The following is a 26,548-nucleotide window of genomic DNA, read 5'->3' on the forward strand; positions in this document are numbered from 1 at the left end:
TGGCGTTTTCAGGCCCAACGGGCGGGTTGTGCGTGCCTGCAGGTTCGTTCGTGGTCCAGGAGGGCCTGCTTGCGCGGCAGGCCGCCGCCGTAGCCGGTCAGTTTGCCGGTCGAGCCGACCAGGCGGTGGCACGGGATGATGATGCTGATCGGGTTCTTGCCGTTCGCGAGGCCGACCGCCCGGGCCGACTGCGGTTTCAGCCCGAGCGCGGTGGCGAGACCGCCGTACGTCGTGGTCTCGCCGTACGGGATGTCCTGGAGAGCAACCCAGATCTGGCGCTGGAAGGGCGTGCCAACCAGGTGCATCGGCACGTCGAACTTCGTGCGGCCGTGATGGAAGTACTCGTCCAGCTGCTCGGCGACCGCCGGCAGGGTCGAGTCGTCGCGGTCGCCGAAGCGGTCGTCCTCGGGGCGGTAGAGCTGCTGGTCCATGTAGAGGCCGGCCAGCTCGCCCGCGTCGGTCCCCACCAAGGTGAGGGGACCGAGCGGGCTGTCGATGACGGCGTACGTCACTGCGTGGACTCCCACTGCGCGCGGTTGATCCGGTAGAGCACGTGGCGGCGCAGGCGGTGGCCCTCCGGGATGCGCGGGTGGTCGAAGTCGCCGGGCTCGTCGTGCACCATGCCGATCCGCTGCATCACCCGCTGCGACGGCAGGTTGGTCGTCGTGGTGAACGAGAGGATCTCGTCCAGCCCGGCCGGCCCGAACCCGTACGCCAGCGCGGCGCGGGCCGCCTCGGTCGCATAACCGTTGCCCCAGGCACCTTTCATCAGGCGCCAGCCGATCTCGACGCCGGGCAGGAACGGCGCCTCGAAACCCGGCACGTTCAGCCCGGTGAAGCCGATGAACTCGCCGGTCTCGCGCACCTCGACGGCCCACCAGCCCCAGCCGCGCTCGTCGATCTTCTCGCGCACCATGTCGACGAAGGCGTCGGACTGCTCCGGCGTCATCGTCGCCGGGAAATGCTCCATCACCGCCGGATCGGTGCCCATCGCCGCGAACGGCTCGCGGTCGGTGTCCCGCCAATTGCGTAGCAGCAGCCGGTCAGTGGTCAGTTCCGTCATGATCACTCCGCAGGAATCTTGTTGATCGCGTGGTCACCAGTGGCCCACAAGTACTGCACGGCGTACGCACGCCACGGCCGCCACGCGCGGGCGTGGTCGGTCAGGAGTTTGGGGGCCTCGGGCAAGCCTAGGTCACGAGCGGCGTAGCGGATACCCAAATCACTGGCCACAAAGGCATCCGGGTCGCCGAGCGCGCGCATCGCGATCGACTCGACGGTCCACGGCCCGATCCCCGGCAGCGCGGTCAGCTGCTCCCGCGCGCGATCCCAGTCCGCGCCGGCGCCGAGATCGATCTCCCCCGCGGCCAGCGTCGCGATCAGGGTCATCAACGTCGACCGCCGGGACTTCGGGAACGCCAGCGTCTCCGGGTCGATCCCGGCCAGCGCCTGCATCGTCGGGAACAGATGCGTGAGTCCACCGGCCGCATCCTCGATCGGCTCACCGTGCTGGAGCACCAGACGGTGGGCGTGCGTCCGCGCCGCGGCGGTGGACACCTGCTGCCCGAGCACCGCGCGTACGGCGAACTCCTCTCCGTCGACCGTGTGCGGAACCCGTCGGCCCGGCGCCTTCACGATCAGCGGCGCGAGCAGCGGGTCCGTGCTGAGCAGGTCGTCGACCGCGACCGGATCCGCGTCGAGGTCGAGCATCCGCCGGCAGCGGCTGATCGCAATCGCGAGATCGCGCTGATCGGTGAGCGAGAGCTGGCAGGCGATGTGGTCGGGCATCGGCCGCAACGCGACCACGCCGTGGCCGTGGGGGAGCCGCAGGGTGCGCCGGTAGTGGCCGTCGCGCCACTCCTCGACGCCTGGCACCCCGGTCGCGATCAGGTGGCCGAACAGGTTGTCCGGCGTCAGCGGAGCCCGGAACGGGAGTCGCAGCGAGATCGTCCCCGGCACGGCAGTCGTCGTACCCCGGCGGGCGCGCCGGCGCAGCTCGGTCGGCGAGAGCGCGAAGACCTCCTGCACGGTCTCGTTGAACGTCCGCACGCTGGAGAACCCGGCAGCGAACGCGACGTCCGCCATCTGCAGATCACTCGTCTCGATCAACAGCCGCGCGGTCTGCGCGCGCTGCGCCCGGGCGAGCGCGAGCGGCCCGGCGCCGAGCTCGGCCAGCAGCTGCCGCTGCACCTGGCGCACGCTGTACCCGAGCTGGCCGGCCAGACCCGGCACGCCGTCGCGGTCGACGACGCCGTCCGCGATCAGGCGCATCGCGCGTGCCACCAGGTCGGCGCGGTCGTTCCACTCCGGGGAGCCCGGGCTGGCGTCCGGGCGGCACCGCTTGCAGGCGCGGAATCCGGCCTGCTGCGCCGCGGCCGCGCTCGGGTAGAACCGCATGTTCTCGACCTTCGGCGGCACCACCGGACAGCTTGGCCGGCAGTAGATCTTCGTGGTCAGAACGGCCGTGAAGAACCACCCGTCGAACCGCGCGTCCTTGGACTGGACGGCTCGGATACATCGCTCCCTGCACTCGTACACGTCCTCCAGCATCCCTGTCGCCACCGACAGTCGCTAGCGGTTTTACGACATGGCAGTGGCGGTGGTCGCGGATTTGCGACGCGAGGATCCGGTGGCGGATTCCCGCCAGCCAGCACTGGGTGACTTCGCGTGGACTTGACCACATGAACGAATTGCTTGGCAAGAAGGCATTGGTAACTGGTGGCAGCCGCGGGATCGGCGCAGCCACCGCGATCGCACTGGCGGAGCGGGGCGCCGACATCGCGATCACCTACAACGCGTCCGCGGACGCCGCGGCGACGGTGGTGAAGGAGATCGAGGGCCTCGGACGCCGTGGCGTTGCGCTCGCGGTCGACGCGGCGGATGCGGTCGCGGTCGGCGACGGCGTACGGCGGGCCGCGGAATCCCTGGGTGGATTGGACATTCTGGTGAACAACGCCGGTGTCGGGGCGATCGGACCGATCGGTGATCTCACGCTCGCCGATGTCGACCGGGTGCTCGCGGTCAACGTGCGCGGGGTGTACGCCGCCACGCAGGCCGCCGTACCGCTCCTGTCCGACGGCGGGCGGGTGATCCACCTCGGCAGCTGCGCCGCCGGCCGGGTCACGAGCCCCGGCATGACCCTGTACGCGATGAGTAAGGCCGCCGTGGTCGGTCTCAGCAAGGCGCTGACCCGCGAGCTCGGTGCCCGCGGCATCACCTCGAACGTCGTCCAACCGGGTCCGATCGACACCGACATGAACCCGGCGGACGGCCCGTTCGCGGCGGCCCAGATCGCGGACCTGGCCCTGGACCGTTTCGGCACTCCCCTCGAGGTCGCCGCGGCGATCGCTTACCTGGCGGGCCCGACGGGCGCCTACATCACCGGCACCGAACTGACCATCGACGGCGGCCACACCGCCTGAGTCCGGATCCCCAGGCCATCACAATCAGGCGCCCTGGCGACTATCACGCGGGACCCGCATCGGGGGACGCGATTGTGATGGCCTGGAGATCCGCCTCCTGATTGTCGGTGGGGATCGCTAGCGTCGGGCTGTGAAGTTTTCGGTGACGGTCGGGGCGGTGGGGGCGGGGCGGGATCCGCGCGGGCTGGCTGAGCTTGCTCGGGCGGTCGAGGACTGCGGCTGGGACGCGTTGTTCCTGGAGGACTATCTGGTCTACCAGGGGGACGCGTCCCAGCCGACGTACGACCCGTGGATCTGTCTGGCGGCGATGGCGATGGCCACGGAGCGGATCCGGATCGGGACGACCGTGACACCGCTGCCCCGGCGGCGGCCGTGGAAGGTGGCGGCGGAGGCGGTCGCGCTGGACCACCTGTCGAACGGGAGGTTCGTGCTCGGGGTGGGGATCGGGGACCCGGGCGACCCGTTCATGGAGGGGAACAGCCCGAAGGTGCTGGCGGAGATGCTGGACGAGGGGCTGGAGCTGATCGACCGGCTGTGGACCGGGCAGCCGGTGAGCTTCACGGGGAAGCACTATCGACTGGACGGCGTGCAGTTGACGGCGCGGCCGGTGCAGCGACCGAGGATCCCGATCTGGGTAGGAGGCAACTTTCTCGTGCCCACGGTCCGGCGGAGGATCCTGCGGTGGGACGGATCGTGTGCCTACAAAGGGAGTACGGACGCGCCGCAGCGGATCACGCCGGCCGATGTCCGCGGATTGCTGGCGGAGCGGGACATCGCGGTGAAGGTGAGCGGAGTCGATCCGGCGGCCTTCGCGGCAGCGGGTGCGACCTGGTGGGGGCGGTGGATCCCGCCGCTGTCCGTCGACGAGACGCTGGCGATCGTCCGCCAGGGACCGCCGCCGATCTGACGTCACAGCCCGGAGCGAACCGTTGACAGGTTCGGACACCCCGAGGCAGACTGCGGATGTTTTTAACGTTCAAAACGTCCGTGGGAGGTCGCTGTGGCTACGCTCAAGCAGGTCGCCGCCCACGCCGAGGTGTCGGTGCAGACGGTGTCGAACGCGTTGAACGCCCCGCACCGGCTCCGCCCGGACACGCTCGAGCGGGTGAACCGCTCGATCGAACTCCTCAACTACCGGCCCAATCGTAACGCCCGCAGTCTCCGCACCAGCGCGGTCGAGCTGATCGGGTACTGCGTCCCGGACTGGCCGAACCAGACCCATCTGGTGATGGACCAGTTCCTGCACGCCCTCTGCGCCGCCGCCGAACGCACCGGCCGGCACATCCTGCTGTTCACCGCACCGCCCGGCGTCGACGGCATGCCGACGTACGACGACCTGCATGCGCGCCGGCTCGTCGACGGATTCGTGCTGTCGCAGACCGAGACGCACGACCCGCGGCACGGCTGGCTGAAGGAGCAGGACATCCCGTTCGTCAGCTTCGGGCGGGTGTGGAAGGAATCCGAACAGCCCGGTCCGTGGGTGGATGTCGACGGCGCGGCCGGTTCCGCGAAGGCGGTCCGGCATCTGTACGAGACCGGTCGCCGCCGGATCGCCTTCCTGGGTTGGCCGAAGTCGTCCGGTCTGGGCGAGGACCGGGCCGGTGGCTGGCGGGACGAGTGCAAATCCCTTGGGCTGCAGACCACCGGACTGTCGATCCGCTGCCGCGAGGACAGCCTCGACGAAGGCGCCCGTGCGACGGCGGCATTGCTCGACGCCGGCCGCGAGCTGGACGGGATCGTTGCCCTCAGCGACGTTCTTGCGCTCGGCGCCTTGCGCGAGCTCACCCGCCGTGGCATCACGCCCGGCCGCGAGATCGGTATCACCGGCTTCGACGACTCGCCGCTCGCCGATGTCGTCTCCCCCGGCCTGACGAGTCTCCGGCAGCCGATGGACGAGATCGCCGCGGAACTGATCAAGATCCTGACCGGCCCGGCCGACGGCAGGCCGGTCGAACGTCTGCTGCAGCCAGAACTGGTGATCAGGGGCAGCTCAGCCCCTGGCTGACCTCGGCGCTGTCCCCCGGGCGCCGCGAGAAGGAGGAACCGCCATGACTCCCCATCCGACCAAACCAAGCAGCCGGAGCACCTCAGGTCCACCCGGTCGCAGACCGGTACGCCGGACCGCCGGCATCGCGCTGCTCGCCGCAGCGACCGTCCTCGCCGGCACCGCCTCCGCGCTCGCCGGACCGTCCACGGCCGGCTCCACGACCACCGGCTCCACAACCGCGGGAGCTGCGACCGCCGCGGCAGCATCCGGGGGGTCCGAGCTTTCGACCACCACCCGGCTGGCTGACCGGCGGTCGTTGGTCGTCGGCGACCGGGCCTACGCGATGGGCGACGAGTCCGGCCTCTACCCTGCGGCCGGCTGGCACATCCGCGGCGAGATGGGTGGCTTCTGGAGCCAGCCGATCAAGCTGCTCGACGGCATCTGGTTCGGTCTCGACGGCAACTGGCTCGGCAAGGACGTCGCCGCCGCGAAGTACACCAGCGGCCACGGCTACAGCCGGATCGACTACTCCGGCGCGGTCAACGTCCGCCGTACCGACTTCGTCCCCGACGGGGTCCGCGCGACGCTGGTCGGCCTCACGCTCAGCTCGAGTACGGCGAAGACGGTCAAGCTCGACGTGGACGCGCACTCCGAGCTGATGCAGTCCTACCCGTGGGGCTGGACCACTCCGAGCGCGACGGACGCCAACCTGCCCGACACCGGCGACTACACCGACGGTGCGCTCCGGTTCCGCGAGCAGGGCACCCCGTCGTACCCGAACGCGACCGCCCACGACTACGCCGCGTTCGTCGGATCGTCCCTGCGTCCGACGGGCCACGCACTTGGTCCGGACCATCGTGGACCACAGGACCCGGCAGTGATCTGCCCGGCCGACGGTACGGCGCCGGCGCGCTGCGACGACACCGCCTTCGGCAAGGGCACCGGCGGCCGGCTCACGTACGACGTGAAGCTCGCCGCGGGTCAGCAGAAGACGATCTGGTTCGCGGTGGCCGGATCGGATGAGGGCAGCCAGGCCGCGGAGCGCGAGTATGGCAAGGCCCTGAGCAACCCCGACAAGTTGCTGCAGGCAAAGACCTCCGCGCGGAAGCAGATCGACGCGCAGTCCGCAGTGGACCTTCCTGGTGATCGTCTGCTGCAGCAGAGCGTCGAATGGAGCAAGCAGAACCTGGCCGACTCGGTGCAGCAGGCGAACAACCTGCAGATCCGGGACGTCAACGAGGGCAAGGACTACCCGGCACCGGCCGGGACGGTCGACACGGCCCGCTGGTTCGGCGCCGGCTTCCCGGACTATCCGTGGCTGTTCGCGACCGACGGCGAGTACACCGCGTTCGCCGCGGTGGCAGCGGGACAGTTCGACACCGTGAAGTCGCACCTGCGCGCCTTGCGCGACGTCAGCGACATCCTGAACAACCGGAGCGGCAAGGTCGCGCACGAGGTGACTCCGACCGGTGCCGTGTACTTCGGCTCGAACCAGAGCGCGGGCAACACCGACGAGACGGTGAAGTTCCCGAGCACGGTCGCGCTGCTGTGGCGGTGGACGGGTGACAACAAGTTCCGCGACGAGATGTACGACTTCAGCGTCCGCAACCTGCAGTACGTGTACCGCGAGCTGGACAAGGACAGCGACGGCTGGCCCGAGGGTCTCGGCAACGTCGAGCGGACCGGGATGGGCGTGGAGAAGCTGGACAACACCGTCTACCTGATCCGCGGTCTGCGCGACCTCGCCGACCTGGCCGCGTCGAAGCACGACTCGAAGGTGCAGCAGTGGGCGACCACCCGCGCCGGCGACCTCGAGTCGCGGTTCGAGGCGCAGTGGTGGGTGCCGCAGGCGATGGGGTACGCCGACTCGATCGACGACCCGGCCAACCCGGCGAACGACAACACGCCGATCTTCCAGCGGCACTGGATCGGCGTCACGCCGATGGAGGCAGTATTCACCCGGCCAGGACAGCCGGCGTCACCGCTCGCCTCGAAGGCCAACGCCGACACCGCGCTCGCCCAGCGTGAAACTCCTTGCTACACAGGGGAATTCGGGTTGTTCCACACCGGCACCGGCGCGACCTCGGACCCGGCCGGCAACCCGGGCGCGACCTGCGATCCGGTGGTGTCGACGGTGAAGAGCGAGCGCAGCATCTTCGGCCTGAACACGTCGATCATGGCCGTTGCGGAAGGCAACTTCGGTCGCCTCGGCACGAAGCAGCAGCAGGCGTACACCACCGGCAACGCCCGGATCCAGCTCGATCCTTCGGTCTGGGAGACGCCCGGCGCGATGCCGGAGATCGCACCGTCGCCGGACTCAGCGGCAAACATCGGCCGGCCGATGTACGACCGCTCGATGGCGTTGCAGGCGTGGGGCGCGTACGGCATCCTCTGGCCGGTGATCCACCAGCAGCTCGGCGTCGACCCCGACCTCGGCCACGGCCGGATCGCGGTGGTTCCGCAGCTGCCGGAAGGCCAGCAGAAGGTGGCCGGGAGCAACATCCGGGTCGGTCGGGGCTCCGTCGACGTGTCCGCACGCCTTGCAGGTAAGGCGTTGTCGACCGACGTGACCGCGAAGGGCGTCGGTGCGGCACTCACGGTCGGCGCCGTACTGCCGTCCGGGGCGAAGGTGAACAGCGTCACGGTCGACGGCCGGACGGCGCAGTACAAGCTCGTCACCACCAGCCGCGGGACCGAGGTCCAGGTGCCGGCCAAGGGCTCTCACACCGAGCTGAGGATCACGCTCCGCTGAGAGACCAGCACTGAGGAACCCCGAGGTCGTTCGCGGCCTCGGGGTTCCTTTTCCGGCACCGGTCAGTTCTGCCGAACAACAGAAGGCGAGCCCCTCCGAGTATGAGTCGGAGGGGCCCGCACCAGCTGAAGGAAGGTGACGTCTCCAGCTTCCCGATACGGGTCCGTAGAGGCCGGCAGACCCCGTCACCGGTCTACCTCGGTAGGGATCCCCACCGCCAGGGCCCTCGGTTTCCGTTCGACCCGCCACTCCAGTCCGAAGCGGCGTGTCGACATTTCTACGCTCTTCGGACGGGGTCGCACAAGCCTTTCCTGGCAACAGTTTTGGTCGTCCACAGTGAACACGCAACCATCCACAGAAACCGTCGCAGTTATGCACACCCCCTGTGCATAACGTGTCTTAGCCCTTAGCGGGTTTGAGCGCCATCGGTCGCAGAATGCGATACCCGGCGTACACACCGAGCGCACTGACCACGAGGACGGAAGGTACGGCGACGGCGAGTGGCGGACGGTGATATCCGGTGGTGGACAGGATGCCCCCGAGCAACTGAGGCACGACCATGAACTCACCGACCACCCCGGGGATCAGAGCCAGCGGCAGCAGCAGCACACCGCGCCAGAAGCCGAACCGGACGAACGTGATGCCGAGCAACCAGCCGGTCGCTTCGTGCGACAGGACCAGCAGGAAGAACTCGGCGAAGATCAGCCCGACCTGCGAGGTGCTGGTGAACAGGTGCGGATTGCTGAGGGTCTCCCTCCAGCCCTGCCAGCTGTAGAGCAAATGCTCGATCTGATAGACCACCACCCACACCAGCGCGGTGGCGACCGCGGCGCCGGTGAGATAGATGCCTGCGGCAACCGAGATCATCCGCCGGGTGATCCCCTGCGCCACCAGCAGCGCGAAGTACGCCGGGGTGATCATGATGCCGACGGCCATCGAGAAGTACGTCGGCGACGCGGAGCCGTAGTCCCACATGCTGTGGTCCACGCCGCCGTTCGCGAGCTGGATGACAACGCCCACCAGCAGGAACGCGACCACCATCACCAGCCAGTAGCCGACGAGCATCTGCCGGAGGCCGACGGTCATCGAGAGCAGGACCTTCTGCAGGCGATACCGGTCGGTGGCTCCCCGCGGGAGCGTCGCAGTACTCACGATCGGGCTCCTGCCGGGGCGGTGAGGTGGACGAAGAGGTCCTGCAGGCCGACCGGGCCGATCTCGAGGCCGGCCGCGGCGGCCTGTCCGAGGAAGGCCGGGTCGAGGTCACCGAGGATCGTGGTGGACTTGGTGCCGCCGAGCCGCTCCTCCGCGAGCACGGTGAAGCCGGCGGTGAACTTGTCGACCGCCGCGGCCGGACCGACGATCGAGGCTCCGCGGCCGCGGAGTGCGTCCACCGGCGCCTGGGTGACGAGGCGGCCGTTGTCGAGAATGACGACCTCTTCGAGCAGTGCACTGACCTCGCTGACCAGATGGGTGGAGAGCACGATCGTGCGCGGCACCTCGGTGTAGTCGGCGAGCAGGGCGTCGTAGAAGAGGTTCCGCGACGGGACGTCCATCCCCAGGTAGCTCTCGTCGAAGATCGTCAGCGGGGCCCGGCTGGCGAGGCCGAGGACGACGCCGAGCGCGGACTTCTTACCGCGGGAGAGCTTCTGGATCTTCTTGTTCAGCGGGACCTCGAAGCGATCGAGAAGGTCGGCGGCGAAGTCGGCGTCCCAGTACGGGCGCAGCGCTGCGGCGAGGCCGATCGCCTGTTTGACCGGTGCGGCGTCGGGGATGTCACCGGACTCGCGGATCAGGCAGACCCGGCTGGTGACGACGGCGTTCTCGTACGGCTGCTGCGCCGTACCGAGGTCGCCGCCCTCGATCAGCACCCGGCCCTCGTCGGGCCGGCGGAACCCGGCCAGGGTCGCGGCGAGCGTGCTCTTGCCGGACCCGTTCCGGCCGAGCAGCCCGTGGATCTTCCCGGGCGCCAGCCGCAGATCGAGCCGATCCAGCGCCGGCGCACCGGCGAACCGGACCGATAGATCCTCGGTCCTCACAGTCAGGGCGGTCATCAGGCGTCTCCATACGTACGGATGTGTTGGAGGATGTCTTTCAGGGGGATGCCGATGGCTTTGGCTTCGCGGATCATCGGGTCGACGACGTCGGCGAAGAACGAGTCGCGGCGGCCGGTGCGGAGCAGGTCGCGGGCGTTCGGCGCGACGAACATCCCGATCCCGCGCTTCTTGTACAGCACGCCCTCGTCGACCAGTTGCGCGAACCCCTTGGCGGCGGTGGCCGGGTTGATCCGGTAGAAGGCGGCGTACTGGTTGGTCGACATCACCTGCTCGTCCTCGGCCAGCGCGCCGGTCACGATGTCGTTCTTGATCTGCTCGGCGATCTGCAGGTAGATCGGACTCCGGTCGTCGAACACAACCCCCACCCCCTTCCTCGGTTGGTTACTTGAGTAACGAACCATAGCACCGGCCCAGGGTCAGGCCGAGTACTGCGCCTGCTGCAGCGACTTCTTCAACGCCGGTACGACGGGGCCGACGCGGACCGCGAGCTGCGCCAGGCGGTCCTTGTGGCGGATCCGCTGGTCCTTGCTGACGACCGCGCGCAGGTCGGCGGTGGATGCGAGGACGACGATCGACGCGTCGCGGAGGTCCACCCGGGAGACGAGTCGCGAAGCCCGGAGGGTGTCGTGGCCGGCCTGGAGGAGTTGCCGGCGCATCAGCGGCTGGCGGACGGTGATGCGGTCGGCCGGGAAGATGCCGAGGATGCGGCGTGGCTCGACCTTGATCAGGCGGGCGCGATCGAGTTCGTCGCGGACCCGGCGTACCGTCGCCCCCGGCCGCCGATCGATCCAGTGCCGCCACCGCCGCGGCCCCGCCCCACGAACCTCCTCGAGCACCGCTGCGAGCACCAGGTCCGTCGGAGCCATCGCCCTGGTCACCCGCGCACGACCGTCCTCGTCGACAAGGTTTCCGGACAGCTGCAGGTCCACCAAGGCGGCTGCGCGCAGTACCTTGCCGAGCTTCGACCTGGCAGTCAGCCGCCCCCGCTCCGGATCGTAGGCCAGCAGAAACATCCTTGCAGCCAAGGAGTCCGGTACCTGCAAGTTGCCCAAAGCAACAGGCTTCCGAACGGCCCGGACACCACCCCGCCCAGCACCGGCCGGACCAGCCGGCCCGCGCGGCACGATCGTCGCGTTCTTTCTACTCATCGTCTTCCTCCTTCGGAGGGCGCCCCGGGCGGCGGAGTTTGCCTACGTCCTTGGGGAGGCGGCCGGCATCGGCCAGCGCCCGGCGGAGCAGGAACTCGATCTGTGCGTTGGTGCTGCGCAGGTCGTCGGCCGCCCAGCGGGCCAGCGCGTCGTGCACCACGGGATCCAGCCGGAGCAGGATCTTCTTGCGTTCGGCAGCCACGGGTCGCGACCACTCACTGGTAGAGCGAGCCGGCGTTGACCACCGGCTGGGCGTCCCGGTCGCCGCACAGCACCACCAGCAGGTTGCTGACCATCGTCGCCTTCCGCTCCTCGTCCAGCTCGACCACCTCGTGCTCGGACAGCCGGTCCAGCGCCAGCTCGACCATGCCGACCGCGCCTTCGACGATCCGCTGCCGGGCCGCGACGACCGCGCCGGCCTGCTGGCGGCGCAGCATCGCCTGCGCGATCTCCGGGGCGTACGCGAGATGAGTGATGCGCGACTCGATCACATGGACGCCGGCCGCGTGCACTCGGACACCGATCTCGGCCGACAGTTTCTCGGTGATCTCGTCGGTGCTGTCCCGCAGCGACAGCACGTCGCCCTCGGGATGCACGTCGTACGGGTAGCTGTTGGCGATGTGCCGGACGGCGGTCTCGGTCTGGATCGCGACGAACTCGACGAAGTCGTCCACCTCGAACATCGCCTGCGCGGTGTCCTCGACCTGCCAGACCACCACCGCGGCGATCTCGATCGGGTTGCCGTCGGCATCGTTGACCTTGGCAACGGCCGTCTCGTGGTTGCGGATCCGGGTCGAGACCTCACGCCGCGAGGAGACCGGATTCACCCAGCGCAGACCGTTGGTACGCACGGTCCCGGAGTACCGCCCGAGGATCTGCAGCACCCGGGCCCGGCCCGGCGAGACCGCGGTCAGCCCGGCGGCGACGATCAGGCCGACCACGAACATCGCGATCCCGAGCACCACCTGCGGACCCCTGTCGTGGGCGGCACCAATGATGACCGCGGCCACCCCCGCCACCAGCAGCAGGAACGCCACCAGCGCCATCGGCCAGCCGTTCAGATTCCGGCCGGCCCGCTCGGTCACCTTCGGCGCCGGCATTTCCACCGCGACATCCACCATCACATTGCCTCCTTCTCGAATATCTCGAAGGTAGCAAAGTGATATCACATTTACAAGAGGGCCGATCAGGGCAGGCGGGTGGCGAGGGCCTCCAGGTGGGACTGCCAGAGGGCGGCGTGCGAGTTGGGCAGCGGATCGATGGCCGACGCGCCCCAGGCGTGGATCGGGCGGATGCCGTGGAGGGCGTTGACCAGCCAGGCCTCGGTGCTGTTCTGCAGGTCCTGCGGAGTGACGGCGTGCTCGGAGACCTCGACGTCCTGATCGGCGGCGATGCGGCGCAGGAGCTGGGCCGTCACCGAGGCGAGCAGCGGCCGCTCGGGCTGCGGGAAGCAGAGGACGTCGTCCTCCCACCAGGCGACGGCCGAGTACGCCGCCTCGAGCACCGTCCCGTCGGCGTCGAGCAGCAGGATCTCGTCGGCCCGGTCGGGCGCCGACTCCTTCAGTTTGCCGAGCAGCTCCAGATCCGGACCCTTGACCCGCGGCGCGGTCCGCGGATCCGGACCTTCGTGTACGGCGACGCGCACGCGACCGCCGATCGGCGGCGCCGGCCGCAGCTGTACGGCGAGCTCACCTGACGCCTGCAGCTCGAACCGCGGGAACCACCGACCGAACCCGGGTAATCGTCCGGCCTGCTCGTCCCAGAACCGTTCCGCGGCCACCCCCGCCGCGGCACACGACCGGACGAACCGCTCCCGGTGCAGCTCCAGTCCCCGGACCTTGCCATTGGCAACCAGGAACGAGTCCGCCACCAACAGGTCACTCATGTCCCCCACCTCTCGCACCGACAGCTGCCGTTGCTTTCAGCACCATTTCGTCGTACTCCGCGACCGGGTCCGAATCCAGCACGATCGCACCCCCGGCCCCGATCACAGTCTCGTCCGGGGTCAGCACTGCTGTCCGGATCACCACGCTCAGGTCCGCCCGTCCGTCCAGCGACAGGTACCCGAGCGCGCCGGAGTACACCCCGCGCGCACTCCACTCGAGCTCGTCGATGATCTGCATCGTGCGGATCTTCGGCGCGCCCGTCATCGACCCCGGCGGGAAGCAGGCGCGGACCGCGTCGACCGCGGTCAGCCCGTCCCGGAGCCGGCCCCGGACCGTGGTCACCAGCTGGTGCATGGTCCGGTAGCTCTCGACCTGCATCAGCTGCGGCACGGTCACCGTCCCCGGCACGCTCACCCGGCCCAGGTCGTTGCGGATCAGGTCGACGATCATCAGGTTCTCGGCCCGGGTCTTGTCGTCCTCGGCCAGCGCCTTGGCCGCGAGCTGGTCCTGCGCCGGGTCGAGATCCCGCGGCGCGGTGCCCTTGATCGGCCGGCACTCGGCCCAGCCGTCGGTGTCCACGGTCAGGAACCGTTCCGGCGACGAGCTGGCGACCGCGAGATCGCCGTACCGGAGGAAGGCGGCGTACGGCGCGGGGTTCGCGGATCGTTGCCAGCGGAAGAACTCGAACGGGTCCTGGACGGCGGGCAGCCGGACCCGGTTCGTCAGGTTGACCTCGTAGGTCTCGCCGGCCTCGAGCTGCTCCAGACAGTGCGCGATGCCGGCCAGGTACGTCGCCCGGTCCTGCTCGAGATGTGCCTCGAGATCCATCCTCGAGATCGCCGGCGTCTCGATGCTGCCCATCCACCAGTCGGCGGCCGCCGTCTCGGCCCGGTCCAGCCAGTCCTCGCCGGCGCCGGGCTCGTCGACCGCGACCAGATAGGTCCGGTCGCGATCGTGGTCGATGACGATGAACCGGTTCGCCCAGATCCACAGCGCATCCGGCGTGGGCGACTCATGGGCGACGCGGCCCCCGGTGAGAGCCTTCAGCTCGTAGCCGAAGTACCCGACGTATCCGCCGCAGAAGAGCCCGGCCAGTTCGTCCGGCGGCTCGGCGGCTCGCGCGGACAGCAGCTGGTTCAGCTCGGCGAAGACGTCGCCGTCGGCAACATCCCTGGTGATCACCTCGGCGCCGACGGTCGTGCCGAGCACCGAGACGTGGCGGGGTGAGCGGTCGGTGAGGCTGCCGTCGAGCCAGTACGCGACGGGTTCACCGGCGAGCAGCTCGCGGTAGACCGTCTCACCGTCGAGCGCCCGGTCGAGCGTCCGAACGGACCAGCGCAGCGCACTCACAAACACACCGTACCGACCGCGAGCCCGGATCGGACCCCGGTTATCAGGAGATGGTCAGTGCGACCTTCGTGCGCATCGCGGTGATCCGGCGGATCGGGATCGCGACCTCGAGCCCGTCCTTGGACTCGGCGCGGTCCGCGAGCCACCCGGCGGCGGTGTCGCGGCGGACGTCCGGCGTACCGGGCAGGTAGAGCGCGTTGACCAGCCGCGAGGCGTCGTCGCGCGTGCGGATCATGTACACGTACCGCTCGCGCTGGCTCTCCATCACGTCGAACCCGGCGTGCTTGAGCTGGTCCTTCAGCTCGGTGATCTCGCCGCCGGCCGGGAACTGCGGCGTCGACCGCAGCCGCGTGGTCAGGCCGCTCAACGTGCGGATGTCCCCGCGCCGCAGCGGCCGTACGGCGGGCACTATCGCGGCCAGCACGCCGCCCCGGCGCAGTACCCGGGCCGCCTCGGCCAGGACGTCGGGAAGCGGCTGCAGGACCGCCAGGCCCAGCGAGCAGGTGACGACGTCGAAGACCTCGTTCGCGAACGGCAGGTGCAGCGCGTCCGCCTGCACCTTCGGCCCGGGCGCCCCGGCGAGCTGGGCCGGGTTGTTGTCGACCCCGACCACCCAGCGCCCGTACAGCTCCCGCGCGACCGGCCCGTTGCCGCAGGCGAGGTCGAGCACCCTGCGCGCCTCGCCCGAAACGGCACGCACCAGCCACCGGTACGGCGTGTGGTCACCGGCCACCGCCCGGGACAGCAGCGCTTCCGTGCTCCCGGGCGTGGCGGTATGGAACTCCCGCAGGTACTGCGGCCAATCAACAAAGTTCTCGGACATCGGGGCCTGAACCTACCGGCTGGCGACCCGGCGTACTCCGCCGGGTGCTGACCGTTAACAGAGAGTTGACGATCAGACGCGGCTGACGAAGATGTGGCCTGCGGTCTCGTCGCTGATCACGCCGCCGGCCTCGCGGCTGCCGACCAGCACGCCGTCGGCGTCCAGGGTCGAGTCGACCTCGCGGCCGGGCAGGGCGCCGGCCTTGCGCAGCACCGCCATCGCGCCGTCGTCGGTCTGCACCGGCTCGGCGATCCGGCGGACCAGCACCCGGACGCTCTCGCCGGTGGCGTGGTCGAGGACCTGGTCCAGCGGCTCGACACCGATCCGGAAGTCCTCGATCCCACTCGCGATACCGCTGGTCTGGAGCTCCTCCAGGCCCGGGATCGGGTTGCCGTACGGCGATTCGGTCGGGTTGTCCAGGATCTTCAGCAGCCGCAGCTCGACCGCGTCGCTCATCACGTGCTCCCAGCGGCAGGCCTCGGCGTGCACGTCCTCCCACTCGAGACCGATCACATCGACCAGCAGACGCTCCGCGAGGCGGTGCTTGCGCATCACCCGGACCGCCTGTTTGCGGCCGACGTCGGTGAGCTCCAGATGGCGGTCGCCCTCCACCTTGATCAGACCGTCGCGCTCCATCCGCGCGACCGTCTGACTGACCGTCGGACCGGACTGGTGCAGGCGCTCGGCGATCCGTGCCCGGAGCGGCAGGATCCCCTCTTCTTCCAGCTCGTAGACGGTCCGCAGGTACATCTCGGTGGTATCGATCAGCTCGCTCACGACAACCATTCTCACCTATTAGGCAAGCCTCACCCAATTCCCTGGGTACAGGGTCGACGATGAGCACAATGACAGCGGTGATGTGGTTCCGGCGGGATCTTCGGCTGGGGGACAACCCGGCGTTGCTCGACGCGGTCGCGGCGGGTGACGGCCGTGTGGTCGGGGCGTTCGTGCTGGATCCGGCTCTCTGGGATCGCTCCGGCGATCGGCGGCGGGATCATCTCGCGGCGTCCCTGCGCAGCCTGTCCGAGTCGATGGGCGGGCGACTCGTCGTACGACGGGGTGATCCGGGAACCGTCGTACCGGCGATCGCGGCCGAGGTCGGTGCGGCGAGCATGCACGTCAGCGCGGACTACGCGCCGTACGGACAACAACGCGATCAAGAAGTTGAAGCCTCATTGAAGTGTCCGCTGGTGCGGACGGGATCGCCGTACGCCGTGGCGCCGGGGCGGGTACTCAATCAGCAGGGGCGGCCGTACCAGGTGTTCACGCCGTACTTCAAAGCGTGGTTGGCGCACGGGTGGCGGCAGCCGGTGGCGGCGCCGGCGGACGTGACCTGGGTCAAGGCAGACAGCGAGGCACTGCCGCCCGGTGGTGACGGCGCGGGCGAGCGGGCGGCGCTCGAGCACTGGACGGCGTACCTCGACGACGTCGCGGCGTACGACGACGAGCGGGACCGGCCCGATCTGGACAGCACGTCGCGGATGTCGATCCCGTTGAAGTACGGCGAGATCCACCCGCGGACGATGCTCGCGGACCTGGCCCGCAAACGCAGCGCCGGCGCGGAGGCGTACCGGCGCGAGCTGGCCTGGCGTGAGTTCTGCGCGGACCTTCTCGCGCGGCACCCGCACGCCGCGTGGAAGCCGCTGCGTCCGGAGTTCGACAAGCTGCAGTACGACGAACCGGGCGAGCTGTACGACGCGTGGTGCGCGGGCCGGACCGGGTTCCCGTTCGTCGACGCCGGGATGCGGCAGCTGGCCGAGACCGGGTTCATGCACAACCGGGTGCGGATGGTCGTCGCGTCGTTCCTGGTCAAGGATCTCCACGTGCATTGGCGGTTCGGCGCCCGCTGGTTCATGCGCTCGCTGCGCGACGGCGATCTCGCGTCGAACTCGCTCAACTGGCAGTGGGTGGCCGGCTGTGGCGCGGACGCGGCGCCGTACTTCCGGATCTTCAACCCGGTCGGGCAGGGGCTGAAGTTCGACCCCGACGGCGACTACGTCCGCCGCTGGGTGCCCGAACTGCGGCACCTCGGCGGCAAGGCCGCGCACGAGCCCTGGCGGTACGACGCCGACGGCTACCCGGACCCGATCGTCGACCACGCCGAGGCCCGGCGCGAAGCCCTCCGCCGGTACGACGCGATGCGGGCTTGACTGCGGCTTGCCTCACAGCCCTATAGTACTAGGTAACTAGATGAATGGGGTTGGAGATGATCGAGTTCCATCTGGACGGCCGGTCGGGGGTGTCGCCGTACCAGCAGATCGTCCAGCAGGTCCGTAACGCGCTCCGGCTCGGCCTGCTGCGCGAGGGGGACCAGCTGCCGACCGTCAAGGACGTGGTCGCGGCGCTGGCGATCAACCCGAACACGGTGCTCAAGGCGTACCGCGAGCTCGAGCACGAGGGCCTGGTCCAGGCCCGGCCCGGGCGCGGCACGTTCGTCACCCGCACGCTCACCGACAACACCCTCGCCGCGCACGGCCCGCTCCGGCAGGACCTGCGCCGCTGGCTCGCCAAGGCCCGCAAGGCCGGCCTCGACGACGAGAGCATCGAGGCGTTGTTCCTGACAACCTTTCGGTCCGCCGCTCAGGAGGACATAGCGTGAACACCGTTCTGCAAGCCCATGGGCTGGGGAAGAAGTATGGGCGGCGCTGGGCGCTGACCGATTGTGATCTGGAGGTTCCGGCTGGGCATGTGGTCGGGCTGGTCGGGCCCAACGGCGCCGGCAAGAGCACGTTGCTGAACCTGGCGGTCGGGATGCTGACGCCTAGTGCGGGATCGGTCGAGGTGCTCGGGGCGCCGGCCGGGGCGCAGCAGGCCAAGGTCGGGTACGTCGCCCAGGACACGCCGACGTACGCGCGGTTGAGTGTCGCGGATCATCTGCGGCTCGGGCGGCGGCTCAACCCCGCATGGGACGAATCCCTTGCCCAGAAGCGACTCCAGCACCTGCGGTTCGATCCGAAGCAGCGGGCCGGCAAGCTGTCCGGTGGTCAGCGGGCGCAGCTCGCACTTACCCTCGGCCTGGCCAAGCGGCCCGATCTGCTCATCCTCGACGAGCCGGTCGCCGCGCTTGATCCGCTGGCCCGGCGAGAGTTCCTGCAGGACCTCATGGAGGCGGTCGCCGAGCAGGAGCTGAGCGTTCTGCTGTCCTCACACCTCGTCTCCGATGTGGAACGTGCCTGCGACTACCTGATCGTTCTCGTCGAGTCCCGGGTGCAGGTCAGCGGTGAGATCGACACGCTGCTGGCGACGCACTTCCGGCTGACCGGTCCGCGCCGGGATCCGAAGGACATGCCGCGCGACCAGCATGTCGTGACGGCCAGCCACACGGACCGGCAGTCGACGTACCTGATCCGGACCGACCAGCCGATCCACGATCCGGCCTGGACGGTCTCCCAGCTCACGCTCGAGGACCTCGTGCTGGCCTACATGGGCCGCGACGTCCAGCCCGAGCGCCCGGTTCTGGAGGTGCAGCGATGATCTGGCTGACCTGGCGGCAGTTCCGCGTGCAGTTCCTGGTGGTCGCGTCGGTGATCGTCGCCGCGGCCTTGTTCTTCGCGTTGACCGGACCGGGCCTCGCCGACGACTACCGGCGGCTCACGACCCAATTCATCCAGAACCTCGGCTTCCAGCGGCTCAACCCGCTGCTGTACATCATCGGTCAGTTGATGCTGTACGCCGCGCCGCCGGTGATCGGGGCGTTCTGGGGCGCACCGCTGATCGCCCGCGAACTGGAGACCGGCACCCACCGGCTGGTGTGGAGCCAGAGCATCGGCCGGCTTCGCTGGCTGGCCGGCAAGATGGCGTTCACCGGCCTGACCGCGATCGCGATCACCGGTCTGCTGAGCCTCGCCGTGACCTGGTGGGCCAATCCGATCGACAAGGCGATCAACGCCGGGCAGGACTCGAACACCTACCTGCCCCGGATGTTCCCGCCGGTCTTCTCCGCCCGTGGGCTGGTCCCGGTCGGCTACGCCGCCTTCGCGTTCGCCCTCGGGGTCGCGGTGGGTCTCGCGGTTCGCCGTACTGTCGTCGCGCTCGCGGTCACGTTGGCGGCCGTGATCCTGGTGCAGGTCGTCACGCCGACGCTGGTCCGGCCGCACCTGCTCGCGCCGACGGACAAGTACATCGTGGTGACGGCCGACAACATCCGCGGCTTCGGGCTCAGCGGCGACGGGCCGAATCCACGGGTGGTACAGATCGAGGTCGCGTCCGGAGCGGTCGGCGCGTGGAAGCTGTCCGACACGACCGTGGACAAGGCAGGTAAGAAGGCGAGCCTGCCGAGCTGGGTGGTCGACTGCGCGCCGCGTCCCCCAGGGTCGGCGGCAGACGGGGGCACCGTGTCGACCCAGGGCAGCGTGTCGGCCAAAGCCGCCGCGTGTTACCAGCGGTTGGCCGACGAGGGGTACCGGCAGCACATCAAGTACTTCACGGCCGACAAGTTCTGGCCGCTGCAGTGGCGCGAGTTCGGGCTCTTCATGCTGCTGGCATTGGCGCTGACAGGCTTCAGCTTCTGGCGGATCCGGCGCGACCTGTCCTGAGCCGCCGTACCAGCAGGGCCGCGGCGAGGAATGCCGCGGCGACAGCCGCGGACGTCCACGGGAGGGTGACCGCGAGCACGAGGCAACCAGTCAGGCCGATCACGTTGACGGCGCGGGGCCAGCGACGTTGATCGGCCGGCTGGGTGAAGGCGGATGCGTTCGCGATCGCGTAGTACAGCAGGACGCCGAACGACGAGAAGCCGATCACGCCGCGCAGATCGGTGCTGAGGACGAGTACGCCGACGACCGCGGCGAGCGCGAGTTCGGCGTGGTGCGGGACCTGGTGGCGGGGATGTACGGCGGCCAGCCAGGTCGGGAGGTCCTGGTTGCGGGCCATGGCGAGCGTGGTGCGGCCGACGCCGGCGATCAAGGCGAGCAGGGCGCCGAGGCTGGCGAGCGCGGCGCCGATCCGGACGATCGGCGTCGCCCAGGCCGCACCGACCCCGTCGACCGCGGCCGCGAGGGGCGCCGTGGTCGACGCGGGGTCGCCGGTCCGGAGCAACGCGAACGCGACGAGCAGATAGATGCCAATAGCAATGACCAGGGCGATGGTGATCGCTCGCGGGATGGTTCTGGCCGGCTCACGGACCTCCTCGCCCATCGTCGCGATCCGCGCATAGCCGGCGAAAGCGAAGAACAGCAGGCCCGCCGACTGCAGCACGCCGTACGCCGAAGTACCGGCCGATGCATGATGCTGGGGCTCGCCGGTGAACAGCAGGACCAGCACGAGGGCGAGCACGAGAAGCGTGCAGGTGACGAGGATCCGGGCAAGGCGGGCGGTCCGGGTGATACCTCGGTAGTTGACCGCCGCGAGCGCGACAACGGCCGTCAAGGCGATCAGCCGCCGCAACCAGTCGACATCCGTGACATAGGTGGCGAACGTCAGCGCCATCGCGGCACATGACGCCGTCTTCCCGATCACGAAACACCAGCCCGCGGCGAAGCCCCACCACTCCCCCAGGCGTTCGCGGCCGTAGACGTACGTGCCGCCTGACACCGGGTACACCGCAGCCAACTGTGCCGACGAGGCAGCGTTGCAGTAGGCAACAACTGCTGCGATCACCAGCCCGGCCAGCAGACCGGACCCCGCCGCCCGTGCGGCCGGCGACCAGACCACGAACACCCCGGCCCCAACCATCGACCCGAGCCCGATCAGGACCGCATCGCCCAGCCCGAGCCGCCGCGCGAGCCCGGCCGCGCCGGTCTGCTCCGGCACGGGCTGGGGTGTGCTCATGTCAGCTGTCCGCCGCCAGCGACGCCGCGATCTTGGCCTCGGCATCGGCGACGACCTCCTTCGGGGCTTCGGGCAGCACGTCCGCCCACACGGCAAGCATCTCCCGCTTGGCCTCGAGCATGCCCAGCGGCCGCGGGTAGAACCACACGTGGAAATGCGCCGAGCCGTCGCCCCAGCGATAGACGTGCACCCGGGCGATGCCGCCGAGCGCGAGGATGGCCCGCTCGACCCGGGCGACCATCGGCCCGTAGCTGCGCGCCAGAGCGTCCGGCAGATCCGCGAACGAGTCGTGGTGAGCGCGGCTGGTCAGCCAGACGACGCCGGGGATGGTGACGCCGGTCGCCCGGCAGAGCGCCCAGTCGTCGTCGTACCAGAGCGGTTTGTCCTCGGCGTTCCGAGCGTCGTCCAGGCCGGACAGCCAGCCGCACAGTCCACAGGGGTCCCCGCCGGGCTCTCCGACCCGGGGCGGTTCGGGGATCACCCGGGGCTGCGGCTCGAGGCGGACCAGCGGTTCGGCGTACGGCAGTGTCATGGCGGTCTCCTCCGCGAGAAGGTGATGATGCCCTCAATGAAACACGCTTGTTGCAATTCGTGCAACAGGCATGTTTCATGCCTCCAGGACGCCGCGGAGCACCAGGTCGAGGGTCAGGCGCCGGGCCCTCGACCGCGACCAGTGGTGCCGGCCCCGCATGTGCACGTAGGTGAAGGCCGCCGAGACCATCAGCACCTCGGCCACGTCGCTGACCCGGCCGTGCGGATGCAGCGTGCCGTCCGCCTCGCCGTCGCGAAGGAACCGCTCGAACGGATCGAGGAACGAGACCGGCCCGTTGCGGGCCTGCTCCTGGTGGAACACCAGATCCGACGACAGCATCAGCGGAAGGTGCCGGTCGATCACGTCGAACAGCGCCTCGAGGGTCCGGATCAGGCCCTCGCGCCCGGTCCCGGAACCGGCCAGCACCGGCCACATCGTGTCCCGGTAGTCGTCGGCCAGCGCGTCCAGCAGCGAGCTCAGCAGCGCCTCGACGGTCAGTCCCTGCCGCCAGAGCGTGACCCGGGACCGGCCGACCTTCTCCGCGACCCGCTCCAGCGTCACGCCGGCCCAGCCGTACTCGGCCAGGACGGCGATGGCAGCCGTGCGCAACGTCTCGTCCACCGCCGCCGTCATCCGCGACCCCTCACTCTTGTGCAACATGATCGTTGCACTGCACCATGACTGTACCAACCATCGAGGAGGCGGGCGTGGACAGCAAGACCGAGATCCGGGTGCGGTTCACCGACCAGGAACTGGCCGGGCTGGCAGCGCTCGCCGCCGGCCTGCGAGGAGTGGCCGAGGCCGACCTGTCCGAGGAGGACGCGCTGGTCGCGGCGGTGGAGATGGCGCTCACCCGGTTGATCGACGACTTCGAGGTCCCCGATCCGACGACCCGCGAGCAGGTCCAGGTCGCCCGCGACGACCTGCGCGCGCACTGGATCCGGGGCAGCGCCGGGATCTAGGCCGTCGCCTTCAGCACCCCGAGCAACCGCGCGACCTCAGCCGCTACCGCGTCGCGGGCCGGGCCGAGGTACTTGCGGGTGTCGACCAGACCGGGGTTGCCGGCCAGGATCTGCCGGACCTCTGCGGTGAACACGTTGTTGAGGTGGGTGGCGATGTTGACCTTCGTCATGCCGGCCTCGACCGCGCGAGTGAGGTCGGGGTCGGCGACACCGGAGGAACCGTGCAGGACAAGCGGTACTGCGACGGCCTCGTGGAGTTGCGTGATGAGGTCGAAGTCGAGGGTCGCGGTGCGCTCGGTCATGGCGTGGGAGGAGCCGACTGCGACGGCGAGTGCATCCACACCGGTCGCCTCGGCGAAAGCCACGGCCTCGTCCGGCCGGGTGCGGGCGCCGGGCGCGTGCACGCCGTCCTTGCCGCCGACCTCGCCGATCTCGGCCTCGACGAAGACCCCGTGGTCGTGGCAGTACGCCGTGACCTCGGTCGTCGCGGCCACGTTGTCGGCGTACTCGAGCTTGGACGCGTCGTACATCACCGACGTGAACCCGAGCGCGACTGCCTCGGTGACCAGGTCCCGATCCATCGCGTGATCCAGGTGGACGACAACCGGCACCGACGCGGCCGCTGCCGCAGCCAGCGTCGCGACGCCGATCGGCTTGAGCGCGCCGTGGTACTTCACCGCGTTCTCACTGATCTGCAGGATCACCGGCGCACCGACCTGCTCGGCGCCCGCGATCAGCGCGGTCGCGTGCTCGAGCTGGATCACGTTGAACGCGCCAACCCCACGGCCGGCCTTGGCCGCAGCCAGCACAACCTCCGCACCGGAAACCAACGGCATGAGAACTCCTTCTAGTTAACGGTGACCTGGGGTTGCCAGCGGCGGTACGCGGCCAGATCGATGTCCCCGGCAACGGGGGTCAGCACCGCGGCGGCGGAGGCGGCGACGGCGGACTTGAGTACGACGGACCAGTCGGGCTCCGGCGATTCCGCGACAGCTGCGGCGACCACGGCCGTACAGGCATCGCCGGCGCCCGTCGGATTGCCGCTCACGGTCTCGACCGGCAACGCCCGCCAGACGCCTTTCTTGCTAGCGGCAACCATCCCGCGGGGGCCGTCGGTGATCACCGCCGCGGTCGCACCCTGCGCGACCAGCTCCGACGCACCTTCCTCGACTTCCACGTCGCCGACGGCCGCACGCAGCTCCGACGCGTTGGCCCGCACTACAGCACCAACCTTCGCTGCGGCGGTCAACGCGTCACCACCGGCGTCGATCACCGACAGCACGTCGTGATGCCGGCCACGGACGGCGAGCTCGGCGTACGCGTCGGCCGGCAACCCCGGCGGCAGACTGCCCGAGCAGGCGAGGACGCCCATCCGGCCCCAGGGCATCCGATCCAGGAACGCCCGCCACTCGTCCGTAGTCACGGTCGGACCGGCCTCGTTGAAGATCGTCGCGTCGCCGTCCGCTCCGTTCACAATGGCAACGGTACGGCGGGTCTCACCGGCGATCGGTGTGAGCAGAGCGGTCAGCCCGGCGTCGAACAACTCCTCCGCCACCAGCTCACCCGTGACACCGCCGACGAACCCGAGCACCAGCACCTGATGCCCGAGCGTCGCCGCGACCCGGGCGACGTTCACGCCCTTGCCCCCGGCCCGCCGACGGATCCGGTCGACGCGATGACTGCCGCCGACCTGCAGTTCGTCGACCTCGTACGTCACGTCCAGCGCGAGGTTGAGGGTGACGGTTCCGATCAGTCCAGCCACGACCCGGCCCGCATCACTTTCTGCACGGCGTACTCGTCGTCCAGCAGCACCAGGTCCGCGCGCTTCCCGCTCTCGATCGAGCCGACGTCGTACCAGCCGAAGGTCTGTGCCGGGGTCGTCGACGCCATCCGCGACGCGTCCACCAGCGTGACCCCGGCCGTCACCGCGTTGCGGTAGGCAACGTCCATGGTCAGCGTGCTGCCGGCGATCGAATGCGTGCCGTGGGCAAGCGTCGCCAGGCCGTCCTTGACGTCGACCTCGAGGTTGCCGATCTTGTAGCGGCCGTTGCCCATCCCGGTCGCCTCCATCGCGTCGGTGATCAGCGCGATCCGGTTCACCCCGGCGGCCGCGAGCGCGACCCGGACCACCTGCGGGTCCAGGTGCATGCCGTCGTTGATCACCTCGAGCAGCAGCCGTTCGTCGTTCAGCGCGGCGCCGACCGGACCGGGGTCGCGGTGGTGGAACGGACGCATCCCGTTGAACAGGTGCGTCGCCACGGTCGCGCCGGCATCCGCCCCGGCGACCATCTGCTCGTACGTCGCGTCCGTGTGCCCGAGCGCCGCGACCGCGCCGGCGTCGACCACCTGGCGGATCGCTTCGAGCCCGTTCTCGAGCTCGGGCGCGATCGTCACCATCTTGACCGCGTCGCTCAGCACCTTCGCCACGTCGTCCTTGAGCGGCGGCCGCAGCAGCGACGGATCGTGCGCACCACACCGCGCCGCGGACAGGAACGGTCCCTCGAGATGCACGCCGGCGATGACTCCGTCGGCGATCAGGTCGTTCAGGCAGTCCGTCTGCGAGACCAGCACGTCGAGCGGCGCCGTCACCAGGCTGGCCAGCGTGGTCGTCGTCCCGTGCTTGGCGTGGAAGGCCGCGACCTTGCGCGCCTCCTCCGGATCGGTGGTCGAGTACGTTGACCCGCCGCCGCCGTGCGTGTGGATGTCGACGAACCCCGGTACGACAGTCACCTCGCCGAGGTCCTCCGGGCGCTTGCCGTCGGCCGGCATCCCCTCGGACCGGCGACCGAACGCGTGGATGTCCTCGTCGACCACCTGGATCCAGGCGTTCTCCAGGACGTCATCCGGCGTGACCACCCGACCGACGCGGTACGTCGTCATGCGCTGTGCTCCTCCTCTTCGGCTGCCACCCGGTCCCAGGCCATCTGCGCCGCACCGAGCATGCCCGCCTCTTCACCCAGCACCGCGGCGACGATCTCCGGCTCGCGCTGGAACGTGATGCGCGCGTGCACACCTTCGCGCAGCGGCTGCAGAAGGGTTTCTCCGGCTCCGACCAGCCCGCCGCCGATCGCGATCCGGGTCGGGGCGACCAGGGTCGTGTACAGGACCAGCGCGTCGATCAGGGCGGCCAGCGCGTCCTGCCAGACCTGGGCCGCGTCAGGGTCTCCGGCGGCCAGCAGCTCCATCACCTCGCGGGCGCCGTCCACCGTTCGTCCGGTGCGAGCGGCGTACCGGCGGGCCAGGGCGGCGGCGGAAGCGACTGTCTCGAGGCACCCCCATTGACCGCAGGCACAGAGCTCGGCGGCGTCGCCATAGATGAACTTCGAGTGGCCTAGCTCACCGGCGTACCCGTCGCCGCTGACCAGGGAGCCGTCGACGATCATCGCCGCCGCGATCCCGGTGCCGAGCGGCAGGAACATCGAGTTCGTCGTACCGGCCAGGGCGCCCTGGCGCAGCTCGGCGTACCCGCCGGCGCGGACGTCGTGGGCCAGCACGATCGGTACGTCGTCGCTGATCGCAGCCTTGAGCTCGGCCAGCACCGGCGTCGCGACCCACTCCAGGTTCTCGGCGCCGACGGTGCCGTGCTCGGCGTCGATCACGCCGGGCACCACGACCCCGATGGCGCGCACCCGATGACCGTCGGCGGTCGCCTTTTGGCTGAGCTCGACCACGGTCTCCAGCAGCGCCTCGAGCACGACGCGACCGCCGCCACGCTCGTCCGAAGCAGCCCGGGGCGTCGGCCTGGTCTCGCGGTGCAGCACGGCACCGTCGGCGGCGACCAGGCCGCACTTCATCCGGGTTCCACCGAGGTCGACGGCAACCACGACTTCACAGGGGTCCACGGAGCGCCATTATGCAGCGTT

29 protein-coding genes are annotated in these 26,548 nt (G+C 69.7%); 9 read left to right on the plus strand and 20 right to left on the minus strand.

Translation table 11 applies throughout. The features are described from left to right. Nucleotides 1-8: 8 nt before the first annotated feature. The 3 genes from OHA18_RS07675 to OHA18_RS07685 are packed head-to-tail and all read right to left on the minus strand — an operon-like array spanning nt 9 to nt 2,562. Entirely contained in the window at nt 9-512 is a 504-nt protein-coding gene (locus tag OHA18_RS07675; RefSeq protein ID WP_329003101.1) for a methylated-DNA--[protein]-cysteine S-methyltransferase, read from the minus strand. Continuing rightward, a complete protein-coding gene (locus OHA18_RS07680; protein WP_329003103.1) occupies nt 509-1,063 on the minus strand; it encodes a GNAT family N-acetyltransferase in 555 nt (184 codons plus the stop codon). Before OHA18_RS07680 ends, OHA18_RS07675 begins: the two co-directional genes overlap by 4 nt. Before the next feature lie 2 nt (nt 1,064-1,065). Then, a complete protein-coding gene (locus OHA18_RS07685) occupies nt 1,066-2,562 on the minus strand; it encodes an AlkA N-terminal domain-containing protein (RefSeq protein ID WP_329003104.1) in 1,497 nt (498 codons plus the stop codon). A gap of 119 nt (nt 2,563-2,681) precedes the next feature. Between OHA18_RS07685 and OHA18_RS07690 the strand changes: the two genes are divergently transcribed. The 4 genes from OHA18_RS07690 to OHA18_RS07705 all read left to right on the plus strand — a co-directional run bounded on the left by OHA18_RS07690 (nt 2,682) and on the right by OHA18_RS07705 (nt 8,161). Next, a complete protein-coding gene (locus tag OHA18_RS07690; protein WP_329003106.1) occupies nt 2,682-3,422 on the plus strand; it encodes an SDR family NAD(P)-dependent oxidoreductase in 741 nt (246 codons plus the stop codon). 130 nt (nt 3,423-3,552) lie between these two features. Further along, nucleotides 3,553-4,329: an LLM class flavin-dependent oxidoreductase gene (locus tag OHA18_RS07695; RefSeq protein ID WP_329003107.1), complete on the plus strand. Its 777-nt coding sequence runs from the start codon at nt 3,553-3,555 to the stop codon at nt 4,327-4,329. A gap of 93 nt (nt 4,330-4,422) precedes the next feature. Further along, nucleotides 4,423-5,427: a LacI family DNA-binding transcriptional regulator gene (locus tag OHA18_RS07700; RefSeq protein ID WP_329003109.1), complete on the plus strand. Its 1,005-nt coding sequence runs from the start codon at nt 4,423-4,425 to the stop codon at nt 5,425-5,427. Nucleotides 5,428-5,470: 43 nt separating this feature from the next. Beyond that, the gene (locus tag OHA18_RS07705) at nt 5,471-8,161 is read left to right on the plus strand and encodes a glycogen debranching protein (protein WP_329003111.1); all 2,691 of its coding nucleotides are present in this window, start codon (nt 5,471-5,473) and stop codon (nt 8,159-8,161) included. A gap of 399 nt (nt 8,162-8,560) precedes the next feature. Here OHA18_RS07705 and OHA18_RS07710 read toward each other — a convergent pair whose 3' ends face one another. The 10 genes from OHA18_RS07710 to OHA18_RS07755 all read right to left on the minus strand — a co-directional run bounded on the left by OHA18_RS07710 (nt 8,561) and on the right by OHA18_RS07755 (nt 16,208). Beyond that, a complete protein-coding gene (locus OHA18_RS07710) occupies nt 8,561-9,313 on the minus strand; it encodes a hypothetical protein (RefSeq protein WP_329003112.1) in 753 nt (250 codons plus the stop codon). Beyond that, entirely contained in the window at nt 9,310-10,212 is a 903-nt protein-coding gene (locus OHA18_RS07715) for an ABC transporter ATP-binding protein (RefSeq protein WP_329003113.1), read from the minus strand. Before OHA18_RS07715 ends, OHA18_RS07710 begins: the two co-directional genes overlap by 4 nt. Further along, nucleotides 10,212-10,571 (minus strand): GntR family transcriptional regulator, encoded by a 360-nt coding sequence (locus OHA18_RS07720; protein WP_329003114.1) that lies wholly within the window; start codon nt 10,569-10,571, stop codon nt 10,212-10,214. The genes OHA18_RS07715 and OHA18_RS07720 overlap by 1 nt, the downstream gene beginning before the upstream one ends. Before the next feature lie 60 nt (nt 10,572-10,631). Continuing rightward, nucleotides 10,632-11,363, minus strand: coding sequence for a GOLPH3/VPS74 family protein (locus tag OHA18_RS07725; RefSeq protein ID WP_329003115.1), 732 nt, complete (start codon nt 11,361-11,363; stop codon nt 10,632-10,634). After that, entirely contained in the window at nt 11,356-11,565 is a 210-nt protein-coding gene (locus tag OHA18_RS07730) for a hypothetical protein (protein WP_329003117.1), read from the minus strand. The genes OHA18_RS07725 and OHA18_RS07730 overlap by 8 nt, the downstream gene beginning before the upstream one ends. Nucleotides 11,566-11,578: 13 nt before the next feature. Beyond that, nucleotides 11,579-12,484: an SPFH domain-containing protein gene (locus tag OHA18_RS07735; protein WP_329003118.1), complete on the minus strand. Its 906-nt coding sequence runs from the start codon at nt 12,482-12,484 to the stop codon at nt 11,579-11,581. Between the two features lie 65 nt (nt 12,485-12,549). Further along, a complete protein-coding gene (locus OHA18_RS07740) occupies nt 12,550-13,248 on the minus strand; it encodes an aminotransferase class IV (RefSeq protein WP_329003119.1) in 699 nt (232 codons plus the stop codon). Then, a complete protein-coding gene (gene pabB, locus OHA18_RS07745) occupies nt 13,241-14,599 on the minus strand; it encodes an aminodeoxychorismate synthase component I (RefSeq protein WP_329003120.1) in 1,359 nt (452 codons plus the stop codon). The genes OHA18_RS07740 and pabB overlap by 8 nt, the downstream gene beginning before the upstream one ends. Nucleotides 14,600-14,642: 43 nt before the next feature. Further along, on the minus strand, nt 14,643-15,422 hold the full coding sequence (locus OHA18_RS07750; RefSeq protein ID WP_329003121.1) for a class I SAM-dependent methyltransferase: 780 nt from the start codon (nt 15,420-15,422) through the stop codon (nt 14,643-14,645). Nucleotides 15,423-15,494: 72 nt separating this feature from the next. Beyond that, nucleotides 15,495-16,208, minus strand: a complete 714-nt coding sequence (locus OHA18_RS07755) for a metal-dependent transcriptional regulator (protein WP_442914376.1) — start codon at nt 16,206-16,208, stop codon at nt 15,495-15,497. 50 nt (nt 16,209-16,258) lie between these two features. On the opposite strand from OHA18_RS07755, the gene OHA18_RS07760 reads away from it, so the two are divergent. From OHA18_RS07760 to OHA18_RS07775, 4 genes are read left to right on the plus strand one after another with little or no spacing between them, the layout of a single operon-like run. Next, nucleotides 16,259-17,572 carry a cryptochrome/photolyase family protein gene (locus OHA18_RS07760; RefSeq protein WP_329003123.1) on the plus strand — a complete coding sequence of 438 codons (1,314 nt, stop codon included), beginning with the start codon at nt 16,259-16,261 and terminating at the stop codon, nt 17,570-17,572. 56 nt (nt 17,573-17,628) lie between these two features. Beyond that, complete coding sequence (locus OHA18_RS07765) at nt 17,629-18,021, plus strand: GntR family transcriptional regulator (protein ID WP_165549724.1); 393 nt, start codon at nt 17,629-17,631, stop codon at nt 18,019-18,021. Beyond that, nucleotides 18,018-18,896, plus strand: coding sequence for an ABC transporter ATP-binding protein (locus OHA18_RS07770; RefSeq protein ID WP_329003126.1), 879 nt, complete (start codon nt 18,018-18,020; stop codon nt 18,894-18,896). Before OHA18_RS07765 ends, OHA18_RS07770 begins: the two co-directional genes overlap by 4 nt. Then, nucleotides 18,893-19,957, plus strand: a complete 1,065-nt coding sequence (locus OHA18_RS07775) for an ABC transporter permease (RefSeq protein WP_329003127.1) — start codon at nt 18,893-18,895, stop codon at nt 19,955-19,957. Before OHA18_RS07770 ends, OHA18_RS07775 begins: the two co-directional genes overlap by 4 nt. Here the strand turns inward: OHA18_RS07775 and OHA18_RS07780 are convergent. The 3 genes from OHA18_RS07780 to OHA18_RS07790 form a co-directional block, all read right to left on the minus strand. Further along, a complete protein-coding gene (locus tag OHA18_RS07780; RefSeq protein ID WP_329003128.1) occupies nt 19,923-21,191 on the minus strand; it encodes an APC family permease in 1,269 nt (422 codons plus the stop codon). The genes OHA18_RS07775 and OHA18_RS07780 overlap by 35 nt on opposite strands. Before the next feature lies 1 nt (nt 21,192). Beyond that, a complete protein-coding gene (locus OHA18_RS07785) occupies nt 21,193-21,723 on the minus strand; it encodes a hypothetical protein (RefSeq protein ID WP_329003129.1) in 531 nt (176 codons plus the stop codon). Nucleotides 21,724-21,798: 75 nt separating this feature from the next. Further along, entirely contained in the window at nt 21,799-22,356 is a 558-nt protein-coding gene (locus OHA18_RS07790; RefSeq protein ID WP_329003130.1) for a hypothetical protein, read from the minus strand. Nucleotides 22,357-22,400: 44 nt separating this feature from the next. On the opposite strand from OHA18_RS07790, the gene OHA18_RS07795 reads away from it, so the two are divergent. After that, complete coding sequence (locus OHA18_RS07795; protein ID WP_329003131.1) at nt 22,401-22,685, plus strand: hypothetical protein; 285 nt, start codon at nt 22,401-22,403, stop codon at nt 22,683-22,685. On the opposite strand, the gene OHA18_RS07800 is transcribed toward OHA18_RS07795, so the two are convergent. Genes OHA18_RS07800 through OHA18_RS07815 form a run of 4 tightly spaced genes read right to left on the minus strand, consistent with a single transcriptional unit; the run spans nt 22,682 to nt 26,527 of the window. Further along, nucleotides 22,682-23,521 (minus strand): class II fructose-bisphosphate aldolase, encoded by an 840-nt coding sequence (locus OHA18_RS07800; protein ID WP_329003133.1) that lies wholly within the window; start codon nt 23,519-23,521, stop codon nt 22,682-22,684. The two genes, OHA18_RS07795 and OHA18_RS07800, sit on opposite strands and share 4 nt — an antisense overlap. 11 nt (nt 23,522-23,532) lie before the next feature. Next, entirely contained in the window at nt 23,533-24,447 is a 915-nt protein-coding gene (locus OHA18_RS07805) for a 1-phosphofructokinase family hexose kinase (protein ID WP_329003134.1), read from the minus strand. Beyond that, nucleotides 24,435-25,565, minus strand: coding sequence for an N-acetylglucosamine-6-phosphate deacetylase (gene nagA, locus OHA18_RS07810; RefSeq protein ID WP_329003136.1), 1,131 nt, complete (start codon nt 25,563-25,565; stop codon nt 24,435-24,437). The genes OHA18_RS07805 and nagA overlap by 13 nt, the downstream gene beginning before the upstream one ends. After that, complete coding sequence (locus OHA18_RS07815; protein ID WP_329003138.1) at nt 25,562-26,527, minus strand: ROK family protein; 966 nt, start codon at nt 26,525-26,527, stop codon at nt 25,562-25,564. Before OHA18_RS07815 ends, nagA begins: the two co-directional genes overlap by 4 nt. Nucleotides 26,528-26,548: the final 21 nt, after the last annotated feature.

The sequence above is a fragment of the Kribbella sp. NBC_00709 genome, from assembly GCF_036226565.1.
In the GTDB taxonomy this organism is placed as follows: Bacteria; Actinomycetota; Actinomycetes; order Propionibacteriales; family Kribbellaceae; genus Kribbella.